General features: G+C 56.7%; 24 protein-coding genes. 16 read left to right on the plus strand and 8 right to left on the minus strand.

The features are described from left to right. Positions 1-31 precede the first annotated feature (31 nt). Both KP707_RS01985 and KP707_RS01990 read right to left on the minus strand, forming a co-directional pair. Positions 32-1045 (minus strand): bifunctional GNAT family N-acetyltransferase/(deoxy)nucleoside triphosphate pyrophosphohydrolase, encoded by a 1014-nt coding sequence (locus KP707_RS01985; protein WP_211501985.1) that lies wholly within the window; start codon positions 1043-1045, stop codon positions 32-34. Further along, a complete protein-coding gene (locus tag KP707_RS01990; protein ID WP_211501986.1) occupies positions 1042-2154 on the minus strand; it encodes an aromatic ring-hydroxylating dioxygenase subunit alpha in 1113 nt (370 codons plus the stop codon). Before KP707_RS01990 ends, KP707_RS01985 begins: the two co-directional genes overlap by 4 nt. Positions 2155-2415: 261 nt before the next feature. On the opposite strand from KP707_RS01990, the gene KP707_RS01995 reads away from it, so the two are divergent. Then, complete coding sequence (locus KP707_RS01995) at positions 2416-4830, plus strand: TonB-dependent receptor domain-containing protein (protein WP_211506705.1); 2415 nt, start codon at positions 2416-2418, stop codon at positions 4828-4830. A gap of 6 nt (positions 4831-4836) precedes the next feature. Here the strand turns inward: KP707_RS01995 and bla are convergent, their stop codons facing one another. After that, positions 4837-5760 carry a class A beta-lactamase gene (bla, locus tag KP707_RS02000; protein ID WP_215751561.1) on the minus strand — a complete coding sequence of 308 codons (924 nt, stop codon included), beginning with the start codon at positions 5758-5760 and terminating at the stop codon, positions 4837-4839. Then, a complete protein-coding gene (locus KP707_RS02005) occupies positions 5757-6713 on the minus strand; it encodes an ATP-binding protein (RefSeq protein ID WP_211501989.1) in 957 nt (318 codons plus the stop codon). The genes bla and KP707_RS02005 overlap by 4 nt, the downstream gene beginning before the upstream one ends. A gap of 17 nt (positions 6714-6730) precedes the next feature. On the opposite strand from KP707_RS02005, the gene yajC reads away from it, so the two are divergent. After that, a complete protein-coding gene (yajC, locus tag KP707_RS02010) occupies positions 6731-7075 on the plus strand; it encodes a preprotein translocase subunit YajC (protein WP_086634449.1) in 345 nt (114 codons plus the stop codon). Between the two features lie 80 nt (positions 7076-7155). Here the strand turns inward: yajC and KP707_RS02015 are convergent, their stop codons facing one another. Both KP707_RS02015 and KP707_RS02020 read right to left on the minus strand, forming a co-directional pair. Next, entirely contained in the window at positions 7156-7764 is a 609-nt protein-coding gene (locus KP707_RS02015) for a superoxide dismutase (RefSeq protein WP_046899798.1), read from the minus strand. 71 nt (positions 7765-7835) lie between these two features. Further along, positions 7836-8708 carry an NAD(P)-dependent oxidoreductase gene (locus KP707_RS02020; protein WP_211501990.1) on the minus strand — a complete coding sequence of 291 codons (873 nt, stop codon included), beginning with the start codon at positions 8706-8708 and terminating at the stop codon, positions 7836-7838. A 79-nt stretch (positions 8709-8787) separates the two neighbouring features. Here KP707_RS02020 and msrP point away from each other — a divergent pair, with 79 nt between their 5' ends. Continuing rightward, positions 8788-9732 (plus strand): protein-methionine-sulfoxide reductase catalytic subunit MsrP, encoded by a 945-nt coding sequence (msrP, locus tag KP707_RS02025; RefSeq protein WP_211501991.1) that lies wholly within the window; start codon positions 8788-8790, stop codon positions 9730-9732. Then, complete coding sequence (msrQ, locus tag KP707_RS02030; protein ID WP_211501992.1) at positions 9719-10366, plus strand: protein-methionine-sulfoxide reductase heme-binding subunit MsrQ; 648 nt, start codon at positions 9719-9721, stop codon at positions 10364-10366. Before msrP ends, msrQ begins: the two co-directional genes overlap by 14 nt. Here the strand turns inward: msrQ and KP707_RS02035 are convergent. Next, complete coding sequence (locus KP707_RS02035) at positions 10338-10916, minus strand: hypothetical protein (protein WP_211501993.1); 579 nt, start codon at positions 10914-10916, stop codon at positions 10338-10340. The genes msrQ and KP707_RS02035 overlap by 29 nt on opposite strands. Continuing rightward, the gene (locus KP707_RS02040) at positions 10913-11518 is read right to left on the minus strand and encodes an NYN domain-containing protein (RefSeq protein ID WP_046899794.1); all 606 of its coding nucleotides are present in this window, start codon (positions 11516-11518) and stop codon (positions 10913-10915) included. The genes KP707_RS02035 and KP707_RS02040 overlap by 4 nt, the downstream gene beginning before the upstream one ends. Before the next feature lie 205 nt (positions 11519-11723). Between KP707_RS02040 and rpoZ the strand changes: the two genes are divergently transcribed. The 12 genes from rpoZ to rseP all read left to right on the plus strand — a co-directional run bounded on the left by rpoZ (position 11724) and on the right by rseP (position 22798). Beyond that, positions 11724-12119, plus strand: a complete 396-nt coding sequence (gene rpoZ, locus KP707_RS02045; protein ID WP_046899793.1) for a DNA-directed RNA polymerase subunit omega — start codon at positions 11724-11726, stop codon at positions 12117-12119. Positions 12120-12157: 38 nt separating this feature from the next. Continuing rightward, positions 12158-14458, plus strand: a complete 2301-nt coding sequence (locus tag KP707_RS02050) for a bifunctional (p)ppGpp synthetase/guanosine-3',5'-bis(diphosphate) 3'-pyrophosphohydrolase (protein ID WP_064273905.1) — start codon at positions 12158-12160, stop codon at positions 14456-14458. Positions 14459-14462: 4 nt separating this feature from the next. Continuing rightward, on the plus strand, positions 14463-14867 hold the full coding sequence (gene acpS, locus KP707_RS02055; RefSeq protein WP_211501994.1) for a holo-ACP synthase: 405 nt from the start codon (positions 14463-14465) through the stop codon (positions 14865-14867). Between the two features lie 40 nt (positions 14868-14907). Continuing rightward, on the plus strand, positions 14908-15723 hold the full coding sequence (lepB, locus tag KP707_RS02060) for a signal peptidase I (RefSeq protein WP_249202725.1): 816 nt from the start codon (positions 14908-14910) through the stop codon (positions 15721-15723). After that, a complete protein-coding gene (rnc, locus tag KP707_RS02065; protein WP_046899789.1) occupies positions 15720-16454 on the plus strand; it encodes a ribonuclease III in 735 nt (244 codons plus the stop codon). Before lepB ends, rnc begins: the two co-directional genes overlap by 4 nt. 25 nt (positions 16455-16479) lie before the next feature. Continuing rightward, positions 16480-17367, plus strand: a complete 888-nt coding sequence (gene era / locus KP707_RS02070; protein ID WP_046899788.1) for a GTPase Era — start codon at positions 16480-16482, stop codon at positions 17365-17367. Positions 17368-17493: 126 nt separating this feature from the next. Next, complete coding sequence (pyrH, locus tag KP707_RS02075) at positions 17494-18231, plus strand: UMP kinase (protein WP_086634455.1); 738 nt, start codon at positions 17494-17496, stop codon at positions 18229-18231. A 70-nt stretch (positions 18232-18301) separates the two neighbouring features. Beyond that, positions 18302-18868: a ribosome recycling factor gene (gene frr / locus KP707_RS02080; protein WP_046899786.1), complete on the plus strand. Its 567-nt coding sequence runs from the start codon at positions 18302-18304 to the stop codon at positions 18866-18868. Between the two features lie 14 nt (positions 18869-18882). Then, the gene (gene uppS / locus KP707_RS02085) at positions 18883-19644 is read left to right on the plus strand and encodes a polyprenyl diphosphate synthase (protein WP_211501995.1); all 762 of its coding nucleotides are present in this window, start codon (positions 18883-18885) and stop codon (positions 19642-19644) included. Then, a complete protein-coding gene (locus tag KP707_RS02090; protein ID WP_086634457.1) occupies positions 19641-20489 on the plus strand; it encodes a phosphatidate cytidylyltransferase in 849 nt (282 codons plus the stop codon). The genes uppS and KP707_RS02090 overlap by 4 nt, the downstream gene beginning before the upstream one ends. Further along, on the plus strand, positions 20482-21705 hold the full coding sequence (gene dxr / locus KP707_RS02095; protein ID WP_046899783.1) for a 1-deoxy-D-xylulose-5-phosphate reductoisomerase: 1224 nt from the start codon (positions 20482-20484) through the stop codon (positions 21703-21705). Before KP707_RS02090 ends, dxr begins: the two co-directional genes overlap by 8 nt. Then, on the plus strand, positions 21698-22798 hold the full coding sequence (gene rseP / locus KP707_RS02100) for an RIP metalloprotease RseP (RefSeq protein ID WP_086634459.1): 1101 nt from the start codon (positions 21698-21700) through the stop codon (positions 22796-22798). The genes dxr and rseP overlap by 8 nt, the downstream gene beginning before the upstream one ends. The last annotated feature ends 9 nt before the right edge of the window (positions 22799-22807 follow it).

Here is a 22807-nt window from a genome sequence, read left to right on the forward strand (position 1 = left end):
CAGCCGGAATGATTAAAGCGGTTCCGGCTGTTTATCCCAGAAGTTCTTGAAGGAGTGGGATGAGTGGTAGATCCGGATCTGGCATTGGATATTTTGCCAGATCGGCTGCCTCCACCCACGCCAGCGCCTGCCCTTCCCGTGGGGCAGGAACGCCGCGCCACCGCCGCACAACATACAGTGGCATCAGAAGATGAAACGGGCCTGCATTTTCACTGACGAAGGTGAAAGGGGCGAGGCAGGCTCCTGTCAGATCGACATCCAGCTCCTCTTTCATTTCCCGGATGAGGGCCTGTTCCGGTGTTTCGTCCCGTTCGACCTTTCCGCCTGGAAACTCCCAAAGCCCAGCCAGACGTTTTCCTTCAGGGCGGCGTGCGAGAAGAATACGTCCCTGCGCATCCAGCAGAGCTGCTGCGACGACCAGAAGAGTCCGTGGTTTGCGTATCGGTGCGGGAGCGGACGGTTGATCTTCCAGTGCAGCCGGAGAAGCCGTTTCAACGGGGGTCGGTATGTCGAGTTGAAGGAAGGTCGACCGCGCCAATTCGTGCACAATGATGGGACACTCGGTCCCACGTGAGACAAAGCGACGGCTTGAACGGCCAGTTTCCCGAAAGCCAAGTTTGCGGAGGACGGCGGAAGACGCGGGGTTATCAACCGCGACATCTGCCGTGAGCTTCTCAAGCTTAAGCACTTGAATGGCCCATTCTGTGACGCGTCGGGCCGCAGATGTTGTCATGCCCTGTCCCCATGTGGCGGGGGACGCCCAGTACCCTAGAGAAGCAGAACGCTTGTCGTCCGACAGCACCAGCCCGACAGCTCCCAGAAGGATGCCGTCGCGCGTGATGGCAAAGTGATGAGCGCTTCCTTTGGAACTGTCTTCCAGCGTGGAGGCAATCCATTTCTCAGCAAGGTCACGCGGGTAAGGGAAGGGAAGACGACTGAGCATGCGGACCACGCTCCAGTCGTTCACGAGGCGATGGACGGCTGGCGCGTCTTCCGGGCGAAGGGGACGTAAAAGAAAATCCCCCGCTTTCAGTTCAGGTGTCATGTCGGCCTTGTTGTATCCTGCTCCTCAGGAACACCGCAACGTGCCAACAGTCGGCGCAGCGTATTGATGACAGGGAAAACTTCCTGATTGTGGTCTCCGCCCAGTTCGTTCCAGGCAGCCTGTTCGAGCTCGACGATATCACGGTCTTCCTTAAAGATCCGTTCCGTAAAGGCGACAAGGAAAGGCCATGCCATATCCAGCACAACGCCGACTTTCGGTTTGCGCACTGAGAGGAGGCCGAAAACGCGACAGGTTTTCTCTTCTGCATCCTGCGGCACATACACGATCCACAGATCCATGACGGGCGGTTCGTCACCCGTGGCGATCCTCAGGGTTTGATAAGGATACTCTGTCCGGATCGTCATGACGTCGCGGTGAGCGTAGCGCTCGCTGGCGTCCCGACGTTCACCGAAGATCAGCGCTTCGCCCCAGGGCTGCTTGCCGCTTGTCCGTGCGAAGCTATAGCGGGCCTCTACGAGGGTGGGCTCATCCTTGCCACCAAGGAAGCGGGGCTTCATCTGGCCCATCTGCTTCATGTGCATGAACTGATGGTTCATATCCATCAGGTTTTCATGCATGAAACTGTAGTGGCAGGCGACTTTTTTGCCGAAACGGCGCGTCTTGTACGCGGGATCACGAACTGAACCGAGCGCAGGAAAGGGTGTGGTTTCTGCTTTTCCCGGATTACCTGGGAAAATGAAGATCAGGCCGCCTTCTTCCCGACAGGGATAGGTTCGCACACCGTTCGGAAGCTTGTTCTTTCCCAGATACGGGACATCGATGCACCGACCCGAGCGCCCATAGGCCCAGCCATGATAGCAGCACTGTACCGCTTCACCACTGACACGGCCGAGGCTGAGCGGGACCTGCCGGTGGGCACAGCGATCTTCCAGAGCGAATACACTGCCATCCAGAGGGCGAACGAGCGCAATGGGCTGCCCGGCGTAACGTGTGCCTATGGTTTTTCCGCTTTTGAGCTCGTGAGACCACGCGACAGGGTACCAGTAGTCCGGGTTGGAACGGATACGCCGTAGGTCCGCATTGTGTCCTTGGGGCTCTGGAGAGACGCTGCTGACAATATCAGCTTCTTCTAAGGTACTCTGCGACATGGATATCCCGATCCTGAGTAAAGACGGGCCTTCAAAAGGCATGTTTTCTAAACGAGCCTAACAGGCAAAGGGTTCTCGCAGGAAGAGGGCAGGATGTATCAAGGCAAGTCGCGTCATTTGCGCAACATGAGGCAGGAAAAGCACAGGCTAGATGTCATGGAAACATCATCCTGAGCCTCAGAGGCTTTGCCTATGAGTATTGCTTGGCTAGGACACCGCTTCCTTTCTTCTTGCCCTTATGTTCCCGGAGTATTGGCCTCAGTGCGCACGAAACCCCTGCTTCTGTCTTCCATTGCACTGTTGGCTATTCAATCGCAGGCATACGCTGCTGAGACGACAAAACAGGTCGCTCCAGGGCATCGGCATGCGCCATCGCGGCATGGCGTGACATCATCGGCAGCAACTTCGACCGCGCCTGCTCAGAAAACAGCTGTTCCTGCGAAGCGCCCACAGCGGGCGAATCTGGAATCCCGTTCAACAGAAAGCGTTTCGGTCACGGCGCGCCAGTTGACGGGTCGCGATGCGGAGCAGGCTGTTTCGAAAGCCGTCATGCGCCAGTTTGTGCCGGGAACCAGCCCTTACCGCATGCTGGACCGGATGCCGGGTGTCAGCTTCACATCCACGGATCCATTCGGAATCGACAGCTTTGGCGCGAATCTTTACGTCCGTGGGTTCTTCATGAATCAGATGGGGGTGACGGTTGATGGCGTGCCCCTCAATGATCAGACCTATCAGTCTGTGAGTGGTATGAGCCTTGCTTCGGCCATTATCCCGGATGATATCCAGTCCATGCGGATGTCTCAGGGGGCCGGGTCCGTCGAGCTACCTTCCACAAACACGCTGGGTGGAACAATCCAGATCGGGTCGTCTGACCCGAACGACAAGCGTGGCGGCAAGATCAGCCAGTCTTTCGGCAGCTATAATTCTTATCGCACCTATGTTCGGCTGGATTCCGGCAAGCTGAACAGCTCTGGCACGAAGTTCTACACGTCCTATGCCCGTACCGACGAGGGCATGTGGATGGGCAGTGGTGACCAGTTCATGCAGCAGGTTGATGCCAAGCTTGTGCAGCCCATCGGGCAGCGCAGCCGCATGTCTGCCTTCTTCAACTGGTCCAGCCTTGCTCAGTGGAACTATCCGGATACGTCCGTCGGGATTTTGAAAAATCTTGGATGGCGGACGCCGCATCTCTATCCGAATTATGGTCTGGCCTACGGCATTGCAAAGGGTACGGCAGCGCTTCCGGCTGGGTATGGTGGCGTGCCGGGTATCGATGGCTCCGAAATCGCGATGTACGATGGCGGTCAGGCTGAAACCAACTACATGGGCGGCCTGCACTTCGATCTGGCTCTTACGGATAACCTGACCTGGAACACAACGGTCTATGGCCACAGCCAGACCGGCTATTACAGCTACACGGACTCCGAAGACCCATCCCCGAACGGTGCGCCATTCTCAGAAGAAGTCTGGCAGAACCGTCAGGAGCGTTACGGTCTTGATACGAGCCTTCGTTACAAGTGGGGACGCCACACGATCGAGGGCGGTGTCTGGTATGAAAACAACAACCAGCAGGCGGGCCTGTTCAATTACCAGCAGCCGGTGCTAGGCGAGGGCGCTCCGCTCAAGGCCGTGGGTCCCTATGACGTTTACGGAAAGGCTTTTCTGGAAGGATACAACTTCCAGTGGACGACCAACGTCATGCAGTTTCACCTTCAGGATAGCATCCGCCTGACCGAAGGTCTGACGCTGCACGCCGGGTTCAAGTCTATGGTTGCGACGACCTCAGGCGGCGCGAACTACAATAATGCGGATTGGACCGGCTCTGACGAACTGCCGAATGGCTCGCTAACGGCGTCTCAGGCCTTCCTGCCGCATCTTAACCTGGACTGGCACATCAACAACCACCATGAGCTGTATGTGGATGTGGCCGAGAATATGCGCGCCTACGAAGTCTCGGCCTATGGCGTGGCGAACTCGGTTTATTCGGTTGAAGATCAGGCGACCTTTCAGGCGCAAAAGAAGTCTCTCGAGCCGTCCAAGGCCTGGGTCTATCTGGGTGGATACCGCTACACGTCCAAGTATCTTCAGGCGAATGCGACCGTCTATCATGCCAGCCTGATCCATCCGATCCTGGCGGCGGCTGTTGGCTCTCTGACCAATCCGGTGTCTCAGGTGATCGACTTCGGTCATATCTCCATGACGGGTGCCAATGGTGATATCACGCTGACGCCGATCGAAGGTCTGAGCATCAGCAATAACCTGAGCTACAACAAGGGTACCTACGACCGGGACGTCGATACGGCGGGTGGTTTCTACGCGCTGGCAGGCAAGAACATCGTCAATTACCCGGCGTGGATGTACAAAACGTCCGTCTCATACACTTGGAAGGGTGCGACGGCGCATTTCGATGCCAACTACTATAGCCGCCGTTACTACAGCTTCATGAATGATACGTCCGTTGGTGGATACTGGCTGGCGAATGCCGGGATGCAGTACCGTTTCGGCAAGCTGAGTGTGCTAAAAGACGTCACGGCGAGCTTCAACGTCTATAATCTGTTCAACACGAAATACATCGCCATGATGGGCCAGAACGACAATCCTGCGACAGGGGATTATCAGTCCATGGAACGCGGAGCAGTTCGTGAGTTCTTTGGAACGGTCAGCGCATCGTTCTAAGTATGTTCAGAGGCTGGGAGACACAGATCTCCCAGCTTTTTTTAATGCCGCTGTAGCCAGTCGGGGTCTGTTGCACGATGAGCGATATCGGCAAACCAGCCCTCTTTCTCTGATTGAGGAATGGAATATCCTGCTGCATAGGCGGCTACGAGAACGGGCTTGCCCGTAGGGGGGAAGCAGGATCGCCACATCTCCGGACGCTGCCCGTTCCACAGCTGGATTGTAGCCGGGTTTCACAGTCCATGTTCCGGTCTTGTGACCGATGCGCCATCCTTCTCTCAATCCGGCCGGCATACGTTTTGGACCGGTTGTGGTGGCCAGGAGCCATTTGAGAAGCTCGGCCTGAGAAGCCGAACTCAGATTGTTGCCATAGAGCGTGTTCTGAAGGTTCGAGACCATGGCGCGTGGCGTGGTGGTGTCTCGCAGATCCCCCATTGGAACACGGTTCAGCGCCGTTTCGTAACGATCTACCCTTGTCACTGGGTAATGATGATCGCGCAGCCAGTGTGTGAGGGCTGCCGGGCCGCCAAGCCTCTTCAGAAGGAGATTTGCGGCGGTGCTGTCGCTCAGTGAAACCGTTGCAGCGCAAAGCTCTCCAACAGACAGACTGGCGTGCGCTGTTTTTGACGCCGCCAGAGCGTCTTTCACCACCGGGGACGCAGCAATAAGATCCTTGCGGCTGAAGGCAATCTCCCGACCCAGGTGTTCACGGCCGTAGTCCGTTCGTGACAAGGTGGCAGCAGCCAGCAACCATTTGAATGTCGAGCACATGGGCAGGTGCATGTCCGGGTTTTCACCGAGTGTTCGGTTCGTTTCCAGATCCAGTGCCCACCATCCGGATTGCTCCTGCTCCCGGGGTTCTGCTGACGCAACGTGTGGGAGCGTAGTGAAGGCGCAGGTGGCCCCTGCGAGAAAAGAACGGCGTTTCATGAGTTTGGAATACCGAGATCTGCACTCAGGTCATCAATGAACTGCGCCGCGACACGTCCAGAACGACTGCCACGCGTGAGAGCCCACTGAAGCGCTTTGCGGCGCAGGTCTTCTGGCGAAACAGGAAGTTTGCGGGCTACTGCATAAGTCTGGACGATATCCAGATATTCGTCCTGACTGGCGCCATAGAGGCCAATCCAGAGGCCAAAACGGTCTGACAGGGAGACCTTCTCCTCAATGGCTTCAGACGGATTAATGGCACTCCCGGTTTCGTTCTCGATCATGTCGCGCGGCATGAGATGGCGGCGGTTCGAGGTTGCATAGACCAGAACATTGTCCGGACGTCCGCCGATACCACCATCCAGAACGGATTTGAGGGATTTGTAATCAGCATCCTGGCTTTCGAACGACAGATCATCGCAGAAGAGGATGCAGCGGCGATCGGTTGTGCGCAGAACGGCCAGAAGTTTCGGCAGGGTGGAAAGCTCGTCACGCTGGATTTCGATGAGCGCGAGCGTCGGCTGTCCCTTGGCGCGCTGCTCGGCGTTCACTGTGGCAATCGCAGCCTTCACCAGCGAGGATTTGCCCATGCCGCGAGCGCCCCAGAGCATCACGTTATTGGCCGTGAAGCCTTCTGCAAAATGACGTGTGTTCGTCATGACCTGTGAAATCTGTCGCTCAATCCCCCGAAGCAGTGAAAGGGTAACGCCGGAAACTTTCTCGATCGGAGCGAGCGTTCCCATCGCGGCCTGCCAGATGAACGCATCATGATGTTTCAGGATATCAGCACTCGGCGGCTTGGGGCTCATGCGTTCGAGGCTGTCCGCAATACGTTCAAGGACGCTGAACAGGGCGTGATCGGTCATGGAATTCGCTTTGTGCCAGTGATGAAGGAAGCGCCCGTCCTTGACGGGGAAACTCCGGACGATATGGTCCCCGCACGTTTCACTCAAGACTGGACCAATATTCCATGAGCAGTCTGTTCATTTCTTCAGCACAGGCCGCCGATGGCGGCGGGCTCCTCGCGAACCCGACGGTGCTTCAGTTCGCCCCGATGATTTTCATCTTCGTTGTTTTCTACTTCCTGCTGATCCGTCCGCAGCAGCAGCGTCAGCGCAAGCTCCGTGAAGAGCAGGGTGGTCTGCGCCGTGGTGACAAGGTTGTGACGGCCGGCGGTATCGTTGGCATCGTGCAGGCAACCCGTGACGGCAGCGACGAAGTTGATGTCGAAATCGCTCAGGGCGTCCGTGTGAAGATAGTTCGCACCACGATCACGAACATCGTGTCTCGCGACAAGGCTGCAAACGACTCCTGATCGGGTCGTAGCGCGCCAAGAAAAACGCCCCGCCGGGAGACCGGTCGGGGCGTTTTCCGTCTTCAGACTGTCTGAAAGATTCAGGCAGACTTCAGTTCAGCTTCTGCGAACTCATAGTTCGCCAGCTTGTCCAGATAGTTCGTGATGTAGTCCGGACGACGGTTGCGGAAGTCGAGGTAGTAGGCGTGCTCCCAGACGTCGAGGCCGAGAAGAGCCTTGCCCTGACCTTCGGCGAGCGGGTTGGAGCCGTTGGCCGTCTTCGTCACGGCAAGCTTGCCGGACTTGTCGAGAACGAGCCAGGCCCAGCCAGAACCGAACTGCGTGGTGGCAGCCTGCTTGAATGCGGTCTTGAAAGCATCCACGGAGCCGAAGTCTTCCGTGATCTTCTTTTCAAGCGATGTCGGCAGCTTGCCACCCGTCGGGGACAGGTTCTTCCAGAACAGGATATGGTTCCAGTGCTGGCCGGCATTGTTGAAAACCGGGGCAATGTCAGACTTGCCATGAGAGAATGCGATGATCTCTTCAAGGGACTTGCCAGCCAGTTCCGGCTTGCTTTCGACGAAGCCGTTCAGCGCCGTGACATAGGCCTGATGATGCTTGCCGTGGTGAAGTTCCAGGGTCTCCTGGCACATGCCAGCGCCTGCGAGCGCGTTGGCGGCGTAGGGCAGTGAGGGCAGTTCGAAGGCCATGATGTTACTCCTTGGCAAAATGAAGAAGTCACTCTCTCAGGGATGAGGGGTGACCACTGTCATAATCGATCTCATTTATGAGGCGTGTTGGCAACGCTGTGTTCCATCGCGCCGATGAGAGCTGAGTAGTCCTCGTCAGCGTGCTGGCGGTTGGAAAGGCCCAGAGCCTGATCGGCTATGGCCATGGCAGGCATGAAGGCACCCACTTTACGTCCCGCATCAATCAGAAGGCCCATGTCTTTGGACATCAGTCGCGTCGGGAACTGGGATGGGAAGGACTTGTCCTGGCCCATTTTCAGTTTGCGCTTGTGATGGGGGCTGACAACGGCGACCTGCTGGAGTGTATCAAACAGGACATCGCGGTCGATACCCGCTTTCAGGCCGTAGCTCACACCTTCGGCAATGACATTGAGCGTGGCACCCATGACGCCATTCACGACGAGTTTAAGCCGAGCGGCAGAGCCAGCGGGGCCGGCATGGATTGTCAGCTTGCCAACAACGTCCAGAATCGGCTTGGCGCGTTCGACAGTCTCGGCATCTCCACCAACCAGCATGACCAGGTCGCCGGTTTCGGCTTCTGGTGTACTGCCGGACATCGGGGCGTCCAGAACGACAAATCCGTTTTCTGCGGCGATCTTGGCAAGAGCCAGTGCTTGCTCCGGAGACACTGTTGACGTGTCGAGCACCAGCTTCCCTGCTGAAATACCCGCAAGCATTCCATTTTCCCCCTGAAGGGACTGATGTTCAGCCACATCGTTGGGAACGCAAAGGATGATGACGTCGGCAGCCTCGGCAATGGCGCGCGGGGAGGGAAGCATCTCCGTCTCGTCTTTGCCACCGGAGGGCGCAAAGGCCACGACGGAATATCCGGCACGGCGGAGATTGGCGCCCATCCGCTGGGCCATGGCGCCGTAGCCGATAAAACCGATTTTCATATCGGGCATGCAAACAGGCTCCTTACGATGCGTTGCTTCAGTTCACGCACTATGGCTGCCAGAGTTTCATTCAGATCGGAAATTGATCATGGCGATTTTTCGCTATCCACGTCCTGCACCATCGGAGATCACCCCAAAAGAGGTCTATCTTTCTCGCCGGGGAATGCTGGGAGGGAGTGCCATGAGTCTCATGGCTGCTCTTGCCGGGACGGCTGAAGCGGACGCTCTAAAAGCACATCCTGGCCCTTATTCAAGCGGCCTCACGCCCACGCCGGAAGAATTCGTAACCGGGTACAATAATTTTTACGAATTCGGGATGGAGAAGGATGATCCTGTTTCTCATGCAGGTGATTTCCACCCATTGCCTTGGACACTCGAAATCTCAGGGATGGTGAAAAAGCCTCAACGCATTGATGTTGGAGCACTATTAAAATCCTCTGACATTGAAGAGCGCATTTACCGGATGCGCTGTGTCGAAGCGTGGTCCATGGTTATCCCGTGGGATGGCATTCCTCTGGCGAAGCTTTTGGCCTTGGCTGAGCCGGATAGCGCTGCTCGCTATGTCGCGTTTGAAAGTGTTGTCAGGCCCTCTGAAATGCCGGGGCAAAGCAGTGCATTTTCAGGAATTTCGTGGCCCTATGTTGAGGGTTTGAGGCTGGATGAGGCCATGAACCCGCTCACATTGCTGGCCGTCGGTATTTATGGCGAAAGCCTGCCCAACCAAAACGGTGCTCCCATCCGGCTGGTTGTGCCGTGGAAATATGGTTTCAAGGGAATTAAATCCATCCAGCGTATCCGTCTGCTGGATCGGCAGCCTCCGACGACATGGAACCGATTGGCGCCAGACGAATATGGCTTTTACGCCAACGTCAATCCGCAGGTTGACCATCCGCGATGGAGCCAGGCGAGTGAACGTGTCATTGGCTCCAAGACTCTCTTTGGCACGAAACGTCAGCCAACACTGATGTTCAACGGTTATGCCGAGCAGGTCGCCAGTCTCTATAAAGGCATGAACCTGCATGAAAGCTTCTAGAGTATCAGGGAAAAGCACTGCTTTTCTGCGGAGATACTGGCACGTCGTGCTTTATCCCCTTGGCTTTATTCCGGCTGCCTGGCTGGTCTGGCAGGGACAAAGCGGAGAGCTTGGTGCTGATCCAGTCAATGTCTTTGAGCGCAGCTTAGGTCTTTGGGCTTTCCGGTTCCTGCTGATTTGCCTTGCGCTCGCTCCGATGCAAAAAATTATCGGCATCAATCTGCTAAGGTTCAGGCGGTTGACCGGATTGCTAGCGTTTTTCTACGCTGTAATGCATCTGGCCTCTTATCTCGCGCTGGATCTCCAGTTTGATATTTCAATTTTCTGGCGAGATGTAACGCGGCGCCCATTCATCATTTTGGGAATGGTGGCGCTGGTGCTGCTTCTGCCGCTTGCCGTGACATCAAACCGCATCTCCATGCGAGGGCTCAAGCGAAACTGGAAGCGGTTGCATCGACTGGTCTATGTCGCTGCCGTTCTGGCAGGCATACATTTCTTTCTCTCGTTCAAAACGCTGAACAGCACGACTGCCTTTTATCTGACGGTAATGGGGCTAGTGCTGATGACAAGAGTGCCAGCGCTTGTGAGCGCTGGCAGGCGCGTGTTTATGCACTCGGGCGCAAGGCGCTCCTGATCTGCGGAATAAGCTTTATCAAAGCATTTTTACGCTGAGTTAGAAGATCGGGGTCGGCCTCGTCAGAGAGGGGGTGACATGCATCGGCAAGCAGGAGCCCGTCTGGCAGACGTGTAATTTCGCCGGGCCGGAAATCGAGCCGTGTCAGGGGAATACCGCACGCACCAAGAACAGCGATGTGAGCGCTTATGCCCAGAACCAGGACAAGGCGCAGTCGCCCCATGTCCTGTAATTCGTCGCAGAGCGCGGCACTACAGGATTCCATATCGGTCGGGAGAGATACCTGCTCCGGAGGTAGGTGTCGGGTGACAGACGTGATACGCGCCTGAATGAAAAGCGGATCACGTCTGTCTTCAGCAAAACAAATTCCCTGTGCTTCAAGAAATGGCACAAGGGTCTTGGTGGCTTTTTCCGGATCAAGGCAGACAACCAGCAATTCAGCGGATAGGGACCCAAGGCCTTGCTTTAAAGACAAGGATGGCTGGACGTCTGAACGAACTGGTGGGTGACCGTCTGATGGTGTTGAACCGGAAGAAGCCTGGGGCGTCATGTGTCGCTGCTCTCGTCACTGTTGATGTCTGCTGGATGACGAACCGGCGGAGCCTGACGCGGCCTCGTTTCTGACTGGCGCCGTGTGAAGGACGGAGCGATGTCAGCCAACTCCACGAAGCGGTCAGCTTGTCTGCGCAGGTCATCGCCGATCATGGGCGGGGTCGAGCGCATGGAAGAAATGACAGTCACGCGCACGCCACGGCTTTGTGCGGCCTCAACAGCACGGCGCAGATCCGAGTCGCCGCTGATGATGACGGCGTGATCCAGTCTGGAGGACTGCTCAAGCAGATCTACGGTGAGTTCGACATCCATATTTCCCTTGATACGGCGTCTTCCTGAATGATCCGTAAACTCGCGGGCATTTTTCAGAACAAGGTGGTAGCCGTTGTAGGCCAGCCAGTCTGTCAGGGGGCGAAGTGGAGAATAGTCGTCCGTCTCAGGCATGGCGGCGTAATAGAAGGCGCGCTGAAACTGGCTCTGGCTTTCAAACAGACTGCGAAGGCTACGAAAATCTACTTCAAATCCAAGGTTGCGTGCGGCGTGATGAAGGCTCGCGCCATCGATGAAGAGAGCGGTGCGTTCGTTTTGACGCAAAATCATATGATATTCCTGGTTGTAAAATGTGTTGTCTCGCCTGACAGAGACAGGCCCCAACGATAGAACATGAAACGATTCAGCCAGCGATTAAGTTTGGTCAGGATTATGGCAGAAAAGCGGGGCTGCGTTGCATTGGCATGAACAGCGTGCTAATGCCAGCCTCTTCTGTATTCATTTTCTATAGTTTTACCCGAAGGGGGCCAGTCGCATGGCGCGTGTAACCGTCGAAGATTGCATCGAGAAGGTTCCAAACCGTTTCGAGCTGGTTCTGCTGGCTGCCCAGCGTGCCCGCGCACTCTCCCGTGGCGAAGAGATGCTGCTCGATCGTGATAACGACAAGAACCCGGTCGTTGCACTTCGTGAGATCGCTGAAGACAAGCTGAACCTTGGTGGCCTGCGTGACGGCATCATCCGTTCGCTCGCCCGTGCTCCCGAGCCGGAGCCTGTGGACGAAGAAGTTATGGACATCATCCCGACGGACCAGAACATTTTCGGTCTGCAGGATGTTTCGGCTGAAGAAGAGCATGCTCACATGGCAGACAACATGTCTGCCGATGAAGCTGCTGCCATTGAGGCAGAGCTGGGTGGCCGGGGCCGCCGCTGATTTTCTCTGCTTTATCCTGACTGAGGGGGGTATGCTTCATGCCTGACGCATCTCCTCCTGTTGAGCGCACCGCTGTCGCGACGGGAGACTTCAAACCTTCCATCAGCGGGCTGCTCCGTCGGATCGAGAGTTACGATCCGACTGCTGATCTATCCCGCGTCGAGGCTGCCTATGATCTGGCAGCCGATGCTCATAACGAGCAGCGACGGGATAACGGCGACGCCTACATCACTCACCCGATTGCTGTTGCCAATATTCTGGCAGGTTTCAGGATGGACACGACGTCCATCATCGTGGGGCTACTGCATGATACGGTTGAGGATACAGGCGTTTCCTGTGCCTCTCTGAAAAACCGATTTGGCGAAGACGTTGCATCCCTCGTCGATGGTGTGACGAAGTTGACGCGGCTTGAGCTGCAGTCTGACCGGACGAAGCAGGCGGAAAACTTCCGTAAGCTTGTGCTGGCCATGTCGCGGGATATCCGCGTCCTGATCGTCAAGCTCGCCGATCGTCTGCACAACATGCGGACGCTGCATTATGTGCAGCGCCTGGACCGGCGGCAGCGTATTGCCCGTGAGACCATGGATATCTATGCGCCGCTCGCCGAGCGCATTGGTATGGACCGGGTCAAGACAGAGCTTCAAAATCTTTCTTTCGCCCAGCTCGAGCCGGAAGCAGACGCCACGATCCGTGCGCGGCTAAACTTCCTTCGTGGGCAGGGCGCAGACATTATTGAACATATTCGCAAGGAGCTGATTGCTCTTTGTGCGGAAGCAGGTCTCGACAAGGTCGAAGTGACCGGTCGCGAAAAATCTCCCTTTTCAATCTGGGAGAAGATGCAGCGACGCAATGTGGCGTTCGAGCAGCTTTCGGACATCATGGCATTTCGTCTGCTCGTTCCAACTCGTGATGCCTGTTACATGGCTTTGGGTGCCATTCATGGCGCCTATCCGATGATTGCGGGGCGGTTCAAAGATTATATTTCCACCCCCAAGGCCAACGGCTACCAGAGCCTGCATACGGGGGTGACACTCCGTCACCCGCGTAATCAGAAGATTGAAGTGCAGATCCGTACGGCGGAAATGCACGATCTCGCTGAAAACGGCGTGGCCTCGCATTGGGCCTATAAAGAAGATGCGACGCCAAGCGAGCGTGAAGCCGCAGCGCTATCTTCGGCTTTTGGCGCAGGTAGCCGGAAGCTGCGTTGGGTGCAGGATCTTCTGGATATTCTGGAAGACAGCCAGGCCCCGGATGAGTTCTTGGAAAATACCAAGCTTGAACTCTATCAGGACCAGGTTTTCTGCTTTACGCCCAAAGGGCAGCTGATCTCGCTTCCCCGGGGCGCGACACCTGTCGACTTTGCCTATGCCGTTCATAGTCAGGTGGGCGATACCTGCGTCGGAGCCAAGGTGAACGGGCGGCTTCTGCCGTTGCGTCATGAGCTCCAGAACGGAGATCAGGTCGAGATCATGACGGCTCGTGGCGGTACACCGTCGCCGTCATGGGAGCGGTTTGTTGTTACGGGTAAAGCTCGTGCGCGCGTGCGCCGGTTTGTGGCCGCACAGCAGCGTCAGGTGCATCTGGACAATGGGCGTGCAGCCATTGCCAAGGCCTTCCGTCAGGAAGGTGTCGATGGCTCCGAAAAGGTTCTTGACGGAATCCTCAAGGAGCTTCGGCAGAGTTCCATCGAAGATCTCTATGTGGCTGTCGGGAACGGGCAGTTGGGTCCGAAGGATGTGGTCAATACCGCATATCCGGATCTGCGGCAGAATGGTCGGGCGCCTCGGATGGTGCCGGGGTTGTCACCGCGCTTTGGTCAGTCGCTTCTTTTGGGGGCGGGAAGTGGACCGGCACGTCAGTCGCCTGTTGTTCAGTCTACGAATATTCTCAAGGGTATCGGCACAGGGATTGCGACGAGTTTTGCCGGATGCTGCCGCCCGCTGCCGGGTGACCCGATTGTTGGTATCATAGCGCAAAGTAAGGGCGTGACGATCCATCGTCGTGGATGCCAGAACTTGTCGAGTTTTGCAGACACGCCCGAGCGCTTCATTGAGGTGGACTGGGATTATGAGGCGCTCGGAAGACGTAAGGATGCGGTTCCTTACACGGCGCGCCTGTCGGTTATTGCGGCAAATGAGCCCGAAGTTCTGGCGACCCTGACCAATACCGCGGCCAAATATAATGGTAGCGTCATCAACCTCAAGATTGTGAACCGTCAGCTCGATTTTATGGAGATCTTGGTTGATCTTGAAGTTCGCGACCTAAGGCATCTCTCGTCACTTATTGCCGCGTTCCGGACTGCTGTGGGCGTGATGCAGGTGGAGCGCGCGAAGGGATGACGGCGTGATTCTTGGCATGGGAACAGACCTGTGCATGATTTCCCGCATCGAACGCAGCATTGACCGGTTTGGAGATCGCTTTCTTGACCGGGTATTTACGGAAGCCGAGCGTAGTCACGCCGAGCGTCTGTCTGGTCCGGCGCGAACGGGAAGTTATGCCAAGCGTTGGGCAGCCAAAGAAGCGTGCGTCAAAGCTTTGGGGACGGGAGTTGCTGACGGTGTGCAACTCCAGGACATCGGGGTTCTGAACGATAAAAAGGGCGCTCCAAGGCTTGTTCTTTCCGGCGGAGCTCAACTTGCTCTGGAGCGTCTGACGCCCTCAGGATGTCGGGCAGACGTCCTTGTGAGCCTGACGGATGACCCTCCCTTTGCATTGGCGCAGGTCATCATTCAGTCTGTTAGGGTTTGAAGCGCTCGCCATTGCGGGCAAGCTGCGTTAAGAGCGTCCCATGACTCAGGAGAAAAGCCCCGTGAAGGGTTCAGAGAAGGCTGGTGCAAAGCCGGCGGCCCGTGAAGAATCTCTGGGAGAGAGCGTGCGCTGGCTTGCCCTAATGGTGCTGGCTGTCGTCGCCGTGCGTTCTCTGGTGTTTGAGCCGTTCAATATCCCCTCAGGCTCGATGATCCCGACCTTGCAGATCGGTGATTTCGTTTTGGTATCGAAATCCAGCTACGGCTATTCACGGTTTTCGTTTCCGTTTTCGCCCAATCTCTTTAACGGACGGATCATGGACTCTGAGCCGCATCGTGGCGATGTGGCTGTTTTCCGGTTCACCCAGAACACCTCCGTTGATTACATCAAGCGGATTGTCGGGCTGCCGGGTGACCACATTCAGATGACGGGCGGAAAGCTCTTTCTTAATGGAATTGAAGTGCCGCGGACGTCCCTGGGGCATTACGAGGTTGTCGACGAAAATAACCGTCTGCTGAGTGGTGACCGATATCGGGAAGCGCTGCCTGGGAGTGGCGGGCGCCCTCCTGTTGAGCATGATATTCTCAAGCTGACGGACGAAGGCTTTGCCAACGACACGCCAGAATATGTCGTGCCGCAAGGTTATTTCTTCGCGATGGGGGACGACCGGGACGATAGCGCTGACAGTCGTTTTCAGGGCGATGGTCCGGATGATCTCGGCTATGTCCCGATGCAGAACCTTGTAGGGCGGGCGCCGCTTGTTCTGTTCTCCATGGATTTGCGGCATCCGGCATGGCAGTTCTGGTACTGGCCGGTCGAAATTCGCTGGAACCGTTTTCTGCATCCTGTCACATGAAACTTTCACAGGAAGAGGCCATGGAGGCCATGGAGCAGGCGCTTGGTCATCGCTTTGCGAACCGGGATCTGCTCGTGGAAGCTCTGACGCATCGTTCTGCGGTCAGTGGGCGTGATCCTCGTCGTGGCAAACGCACGCAGGGCCCTAAGGGAACCGGTTCGAACGAGCGACTGGAATTCATTGGAGACCGGGTGCTGGGCCTTCTAATGGCGGAGTGGCTGTTCGAACACTATCCGCTGGAGCAGGAAGGCGCGCTGGGTCCGAGGCATGCGCATCTTGTTTCGCGACCTGTTCTCGCCGAAATCGCGGATAACATCCATTTATCTTCGGCTCTGACGATTTCCCCGCATGAAGAGGCTGCCGGTATTCGCCGCCTGTCCAGCATCCGGGCAGATGCCATGGAAGCGCTGTTAGGTGCTCTTTATCTGGATGCCGGGCTGGAGCCTGCACGGCGTGTCGTCCGTCAACAGTGGGAAGGGCGGATCGACAGTCATGCCCGGCCTCACAAGGAGCCCAAGACCCTTTTGCAGGAATATCTCCTGTCCAAAGGGCTCCCGCTCCCGAAATATGAACTCCTCGCCGCAGAGGGGCCGTCTCATGCGCCCGTGTTTCGTGTGGCCGTTCAGGCATTTGGCCTGACGGGGCATGGAGAAGCAGGCAGTAAGAGAGTGGCCGAAAGTGCGGCAGCAATAGATCTTCTGAAACGTCTTGGTCAGAACGTAGCGTCGTGAGGCGCATGTGGAAAAGGATTGGTACATGACCACACGCTGCGGTTTCGTGGCCCTTGTCGGGTCCCCGAATGCTGGAAAATCAACACTTCTGAACCGGATTGCCGGTGCCAAACTGTCGATTGTGAGCCCCAAGGCTCAGACGACACGCTTTCGCACGCTGGGAATTGTGGTTCGCAACAATGCTCAGATCATCCTTGTGGATCTGCCCGGTATTTTCAAGCCGCGCCGTCGGCTTGACCGGGCCATGGTCAACGCGGCTTGGACGGGATCCCAGGATGCCGATCTGACACTTCTCCTGATCGACGCCAAGGCCGGCTTGCGGGATGATGTCCGTGAGATCATTGGCAAGCTTGCGGGTAGCGGTAAGAGAGTGTGGCTTGTTCTGAACAAGACGGATCTTGTTGGTGCGGAAGAATTGCTGCCGCTGACGAAGGATGTCAGCAGCCTGATCAGCGTTGAATATGTGTTCATGCTGAGCGCCCGTTCCGGGGACGGTGTTGATGACCTGATGGATCATCTGGCACGTGAACTGCCGGAAGGCCCGTATCTCTACCCGGAAGATGATCTGACGGATCTTCCAGATCGTCTTCTCGCGGCTGAACTGGTGCGCGAACAGATATTCATGCAGACGCATGAAGAGATTCCATATCAGGCGACAGTCGAGACAGAGAGCTTCAAGGAGCGCCCCGATGGATCAGTGCGTGTGGAAGTTACAATCTACGTGTCACGCCCGGGTCATAAGGCGATCCTGATTGGTGAAGGCGGCCATAAAATCAAATCCATTGGCGCACGAGCACGAATGGAGCTTCAGGGCCTGCTTGAGCGAACCTGCCATCTTTTCCTGAACGTCAAGGAGCGGGCAGGCTGGGATGAAGAGAAGGCACGCCTGAGGGCGATTGGCCTCGAAGAGTAACTGGGTGGAAACGCTGTCAACGGGGCTTTTCATAAGAAGCCTCGTGTCTGACATCGCTTGTTCCAAGCCCTCTGCGTCTGTATGACAGGCGCAAAGTCACCACAAATCCAGCAAGAGACGGGCACGATGACCGAACAACGAGACAAAAGCCCCTCCTACAAACGTGTTCTGCTCAAGGTGTCAGGGGAAGCCCTGATGGGTAAGGGCTCGGGTGGAGTGGACCCGGAAATGGTGGACATGGTCGCCGCCGATATTGCCGCAGTTGTGGCGTCTGGTGTGCAGGTCTGCCTCGTTGTCGGTGGTGGCAACATTTTCCGTGGCCTGTCCGCGGCGGCACGTGGCATGGATCGTGCGCAGGGTGACTATGCCGGTATGCTGGCAACGGTCATCAACGCACTGATGCTCCAGAACGGCCTTGAACGTCAGGGACTTGAAACGCGCGTCATGACGGCCATTCAGATGGCCGCGATTGCTGAGCCCTACATCCGTCGTCGGGCAGTCCGTCATATGGAGAAGGGACGCGTTGTTATCTTCGCTGCCGGAACGGGCAACCCGTACTTCACAACGGATACAGCTGCCGCCCTGCGTGCCAATGAAATGGAATGCGACGTCGTGTTCAAGGGAACGCAGGTTGATGGCATCTATTCCGATGATCCGCGTCGTAATCCTGATGCCGTGCGTTATGATCAGTTGACGTACATGGATGTTCTGGCTCGTCAGTTGAATGTCATGGATGCCGCAGCGATCAGTCTTGCCCGCGAAAATAAATTGCCCATCGTGGTCTTCAACATGCATGCTCCGGGCGCGTTTGCAGCCGTTGTGCGTGGCGAAGGTCGCTTTACACGGGTTATCGAAGCAGGCTGATCGCCTCATTTTTAACGAACCTTTCAGGATATTCTCCTGAACTTACGTTGATTCAGAAAGGAACAGCTTAATGTCTGCTGACCTGAAAGACCTGATGGCTGACCTCACGCGCCGTATGGATGGTGCGATTGAGAGTCTGCGTCGTGACCTCTCTGGCCTGCGGTCTGGTCGTGCCAGCCCGAACCTGCTGGAGCCGATCCGGGTTGAAGCCTACGGCTCCGAAGTGCCGCTTTCTCAGGTGGGATCTATCGCTGTTCCGGAAGCCCGGATGCTGACGGTTTCCGTCTGGGATCGTACGCTGGTTGGTGCAGTGGAACGTGCCATCCGTGATGGTGGCCTGGGTCTTAACCCTGCAGCTGACGGTCAGACGATCCGCGTTCCCATTCCGGTGCTGACGGAAGAGCGTCGTAACGAACTGGCGCGCGCAGCCAATCGTTATGCCGAAAACGGTAAGATCGCTGTACGTGGTGTTCGTCGTGACGGCATGGAACAGACGAAGTCGCTCGAAAAGAAGGGTGACATCAGCCAGGACGACATGAAGTCCTGGACGGATTCCGTGCAGAAGCTGACAGATCAGTACGTCAAGAAAGTTGACGATATTCTCGCGGAGAAAGAACGCGAGATCAAACAGGTCTGATACTTTCGTTGACAATGGGATCTCTTCCTCAGACCAGCACGCCGTCTCTTTCATCAAAAGAGGGGGAAGGCGCCGCTGTTCCCGTCCATGTCGCCATGATCATGGACGGGAATGGGCGTTGGGCGCGCTCGCGCAATCTGCCAGTTGCAGCCGGACACCGGAAAGGTGCTGAGGCTGTGCAGGATTGCGTTCGTTCGGCCATTCGTCAGGGTGTGCGCTATCTGACGCTTTACGCTTTCTCTTCGGAAAACTGGCGGCGGTCTGCTGAGGAAGTCGGTGACCTGACATCGCTCCTGCGTTTCTATCTGCGCCACAAGCTCAATGAATTGCATGAGCAAGGGGTGCGTTTGCGCGTTATCGGAGAGCCTGAGCGGTTCGAAGGAGCGTTGCGCGAGGAATTGCGCCGCGCGGAAGCAAAGACTGCTTCCAACACGACCCTGACTCTGACGCTCGCCCTGTCCTATGGCGGGCGAGCAGATATCGTTCAGGCGGCACGACGTCTTGCGGATCAGGTTGCCAATGGAACATTGGCATCGTCGGATATTACTGAGGAGCGTCTGGATCAGGCGCTTCAGACGTCCGATATGCCAGATCCGGATCTCGTTATTCGGACAAGTGGAGAATGCCGTCTCTCCAACTTTCTGCTCTGGCAGAGTGCTTACGCGGAACTGGTGTTCATGGACGTCTTGTGGCCAGATTTCGGGGAAGCCGAGTTCGTTCAGGCTCTCTCGCATTTTGCCGGGCGTCAGCGCCGTTTTGGCGGTCGGCCAGCATGAGCGGATCTTCCCGGTGGTCTGATCTGAAGCTGCGTTTGACGTCAGCTGTCATTCTCGTTGTCGTTGCCGGGGGATGCCTCTGGCAAGGCGGCATGATCTATAACGCTCTCATCCTGCTGGCCATGTTCGGGCTGGTTTGGGAAGGGCTTACCCTCATCAAGCAGCCATTACACACCTGGCGCGGCGTCCTCCTTCTTCTCTGGCCGATGGTGTCAGGGGTTGCGGCCCTTCGCGGCGAGTGGAGCGGCGCATTCTGGATGGTTTGGCCAAGCCTCATCTTTGGTATTCCAGCCTGTATTCCTGTTGTCGTCTCCATTCTGGGCGGTCTCTCGCTCCTCTGGCTTCGACATTTGCCCTATGGTTTGGAGAGCGTTCTGTTCGTGCTGTGCGTTGTGATCGCCAGCGACAGTTTTGCTTATCTGACAGGGCGCATCTTTGGTGGCCCTAAACTGGCCCCTTCAATCTCTCCCGGAAAAACCCGCTCCGGCGCCATTGGCGGCCTGATTGGTGCGTCTTTTGCCGGGGGAATGGTGGCTTGGCTTTCTGGAGCAGGCTTTGTGGGTGGTGGTCTCCTGTGGGGCGCGGTTCTGGGTGTTTTCTCCCAGAGTGGTGATCTGCTTGAAAGTGCAGCCAAGCGTAGACTGAACGTCAAGGATTCCGGCCGTCTGATTCCAGGCCATGGCGGCCTGCTGGATCGTTTTGATGGCCTACTGGCTGCGGCACCGCTTGCCGCGCTTTTGTCACTGGCAGTTGCGGGGCAGGTGTTCTGGTCTGCCACTCCTGCGGATCTGATAGGCGGGTCTGCGCATCGTATCATTCCTCAGGGGGAATCTTCTCATGATTGACGGTTCTGTGGCCAAGCCTCGGCGGATCAGCGTTCTGGGCAGTACAGGTAGCATCGGGACTTCGACGGTCGATCTACTCAAGCAGATGGGCGGCGATATTGAAGTGCGGGCGCTGGTCGGGGGGCGGAATGTTGCGCTTCTTGCGGAGCAGGCTCGTGAACTTCGCGCTGAAATTGCTGTCATTCACGATGAGAGCCTGCATGATGATCTGAAAGCACGGTTGGCAGGGAGCGGTATCCGCACAGCAGCCGGGCGTCAGGCCGTTATCGAGGCTGGTGCGATGGAAGCAGACTGGACCATGGCTGCCATCACAGGTGCAGCGGGTCTGGAGCCAACACTTGCTGCCGCACGCAATGGTCATGCAATCGCGCTCGCCAACAAGGAAGCTCTCGTCTGTGCGGGCGATGTGATGCTCCGGGCTGTTGGCGAAGCTGGTGCGACGCTTCTTCCTGTCGATTCAGAGCATAATGCGATCGCCCAGGCTCTGGGTGGTTGCGATATGAGCACGGTCGAAAAGATCGTGCTGACAGCTTCCGGCGGCCCCTTCCGTCAGTCCACTCTGGAAGAGATGCGTGATGCGACGCTTGAAAAGGCGTTGAAGCATCCTACCTGGACGATGGGTGCGAAAATCACGATTGATTCGGCTTCCATGGCCAATAAGGGCCTTGAGGTTATTGAGGCCGCACGTCTGTTTGGCCTGACAGAAGACCGGATTGATGTTTTGGTGCACCCTCAGTCTGTGGTGCATGGGCTTGTTCAGTTCCGGGATGGCAGTCTGGTCGCGCAGATGGGGTCAGCAGACATGCGTATCCCCATCGCTCATACCCTTGCATGGCCTGACCGCATGGAAACACCATGCCAGCGTCTGGATCTGACGGCTTTCGGGCGCCTCGATTTCGAGGCACCGGATGAGACGCGCTTTATTCCCCTGCGACTTGCCCGTCAGGTTCTTAGGGCAGGAGGAGCTGCTCCCGCAGTTTTCTCAGCAGCCAACGAAGTTGCCGTGGACGCTTTTCTGAACCGTCGGATAGGATTCCTTGGTATTGGTGAAACCATCGATAGCGCTCTTCAGGCCATGACGGAAAATCCAGAACTGACGACGCTGGATGAAGTCCTGGAATGGGATGCGCGCGGCCGGGCATTGGCAGAAGAGCATATTCTTCGCGAAAGCGGCCGACTGCGGAACACAGTAAGCGAGACTGCCCTGCATGCATGATTTTCTGCGTACCATTCTTGCCTATGTTCTGATTCTTGGTGTTCTCGTGTTTATCCACGAGTTGGGCCATTACCTTGCTGCCCGGTGGCGCGGGGTAAAGGTTGAGACATTCTCCATCGGTTTTGGGCCTGCTCTTCGCCGGTGGCACGACAAATCCGGCACTGAATGGCGCCTGAGCGCGATTCCGCTCGGTGGGTATGTCAAACCGCACGGGTTTGAAGGGCCTGACGATGCCACGGATGAGCAGAAAGCGGCCTGGATTCCTGGGCGCACCTTTCATGACAAGCCTGTCGGCTCTCGCGCGCTGGTGATCGTGATGGGGCCTGTTTTCAATTTTCTGTTTGCGATTGTGGCGTTTACCCTGCTGTTCGCAACGGTGGGCAAGCCGCAGCTTCGCGGGGATATTTCCCAGGTTGTGGCAGGCAGTGCCGCAGAGAAGGCGGGTGTAAAAACGGGTGATGTCATTACCCGGATTGGCTCGCTGTCCATTTCCGGTCCTGAAGATGTCATGGGGACGGTAGCGGCAAGACCAGGCGCTGAGACCACACTTGAAGTGCGCCGGAATGGCCAGGATCTGACGTTGCCCGTTACACTTGGCAGCGTAAAGGCTGGCTCCCATCCGACTGGTGTTCTGGGCGTTGGTTTTGCGGCTTCTCCGGGGAAACCGGTTTCGCCGATCAAGGCGGCGGTCATGGGTGTTCAGGAAACCTGGACCATGTCAGTGCGGACGTTGCAGGGGGTCTGGCAGATCATTTCCGGGCAGCGCAGTGCACGGGAGCTGGGTGGAACAATCCGAATCGCGCAGATCTCCGGACAGGTCGCCAGCTATGGCATGGCCAGTATTGTGTCGTTCATGGCGCTTCTTTCCATCAATCTTGGGCTGATTAATCTGTTTCCGATCCCGGTCCTCGATGGTGGACGACTGATCTTTTATGCTGTCGAAGCCATTAAGGGGCGCCCGGTTTCACGCCGTGTTCAGGAAGTCAGTATGCAGGTCGGAATGGCGCTTATCGGCGCGCTTTTCCTCTTTTCAACAGTGAATGATCTCACGAATCTGGGTCTGTTTCACTGGATGTTTCACGCCGGAAGCTAATGTGAGATA

Origin of the sequence: Gluconobacter sp. P5E10 (assembly GCF_018812145.1) — a bacterium.
GTDB lineage: Bacteria > Pseudomonadota > Alphaproteobacteria > Acetobacterales > Acetobacteraceae > Gluconobacter > Gluconobacter cerinus.

Coding starts and splice junctions, on each gene's coding strand:
- KP707_RS01985 (WP_211501985.1), bottom strand. CDS start 1,045: ATGACACCTGAACTGAAAGCGGGGGATTTTCTTTTACGTCCCCTTCGC.
- KP707_RS01990 (WP_211501986.1), bottom strand. CDS start 2,154: ATGTCGCAGAGTACCTTAGAAGAAGCTGATATTGTCAGCAGCGTCTCT.
- bla (WP_215751561.1), bottom strand. CDS start 5,760: ATGAAACGCCGTTCTTTTCTCGCAGGGGCCACCTGCGCCTTCACTACG.
- yajC (WP_086634449.1), top strand. CDS start 6,731: ATGAGCAGTCTGTTCATTTCTTCAGCACAGGCCGCCGATGGCGGCGGG.
- KP707_RS02015 (WP_046899798.1), bottom strand. CDS start 7,764: ATGGCCTTCGAACTGCCCTCACTGCCCTACGCCGCCAACGCGCTCGCA.
- KP707_RS02020 (WP_211501990.1), bottom strand. CDS start 8,708: ATGCCCGATATGAAAATCGGTTTTATCGGCTACGGCGCCATGGCCCAG.
- msrP (WP_211501991.1), top strand. CDS start 8,788: ATGGCGATTTTTCGCTATCCACGTCCTGCACCATCGGAGATCACCCCA.
- msrQ (WP_211501992.1), top strand. CDS start 9,719: ATGAAAGCTTCTAGAGTATCAGGGAAAAGCACTGCTTTTCTGCGGAGA.
- KP707_RS02035 (WP_211501993.1), bottom strand. CDS start 10,916: ATGACGCCCCAGGCTTCTTCCGGTTCAACACCATCAGACGGTCACCCA.
- KP707_RS02040 (WP_046899794.1), bottom strand. CDS start 11,518: ATGATTTTGCGTCAAAACGAACGCACCGCTCTCTTCATCGATGGCGCG.
- rpoZ (WP_046899793.1), top strand. CDS start 11,724: ATGGCGCGTGTAACCGTCGAAGATTGCATCGAGAAGGTTCCAAACCGT.
- KP707_RS02050 (WP_064273905.1), top strand. CDS start 12,158: ATGCCTGACGCATCTCCTCCTGTTGAGCGCACCGCTGTCGCGACGGGA.
- lepB (WP_249202725.1), top strand. CDS start 14,908: ATGACTCAGGAGAAAAGCCCCGTGAAGGGTTCAGAGAAGGCTGGTGCA.
- rnc (WP_046899789.1), top strand. CDS start 15,720: ATGAAACTTTCACAGGAAGAGGCCATGGAGGCCATGGAGCAGGCGCTT.
- era (WP_046899788.1), top strand. CDS start 16,480: ATGACCACACGCTGCGGTTTCGTGGCCCTTGTCGGGTCCCCGAATGCT.
- pyrH (WP_086634455.1), top strand. CDS start 17,494: ATGACCGAACAACGAGACAAAAGCCCCTCCTACAAACGTGTTCTGCTC.
- frr (WP_046899786.1), top strand. CDS start 18,302: ATGTCTGCTGACCTGAAAGACCTGATGGCTGACCTCACGCGCCGTATG.
- uppS (WP_211501995.1), top strand. CDS start 18,883: ATGGGATCTCTTCCTCAGACCAGCACGCCGTCTCTTTCATCAAAAGAG.
- KP707_RS02090 (WP_086634457.1), top strand. CDS start 19,641: ATGAGCGGATCTTCCCGGTGGTCTGATCTGAAGCTGCGTTTGACGTCA.
- dxr (WP_046899783.1), top strand. CDS start 20,482: ATGATTGACGGTTCTGTGGCCAAGCCTCGGCGGATCAGCGTTCTGGGC.
- rseP (WP_086634459.1), top strand. CDS start 21,698: ATGCATGATTTTCTGCGTACCATTCTTGCCTATGTTCTGATTCTTGGT.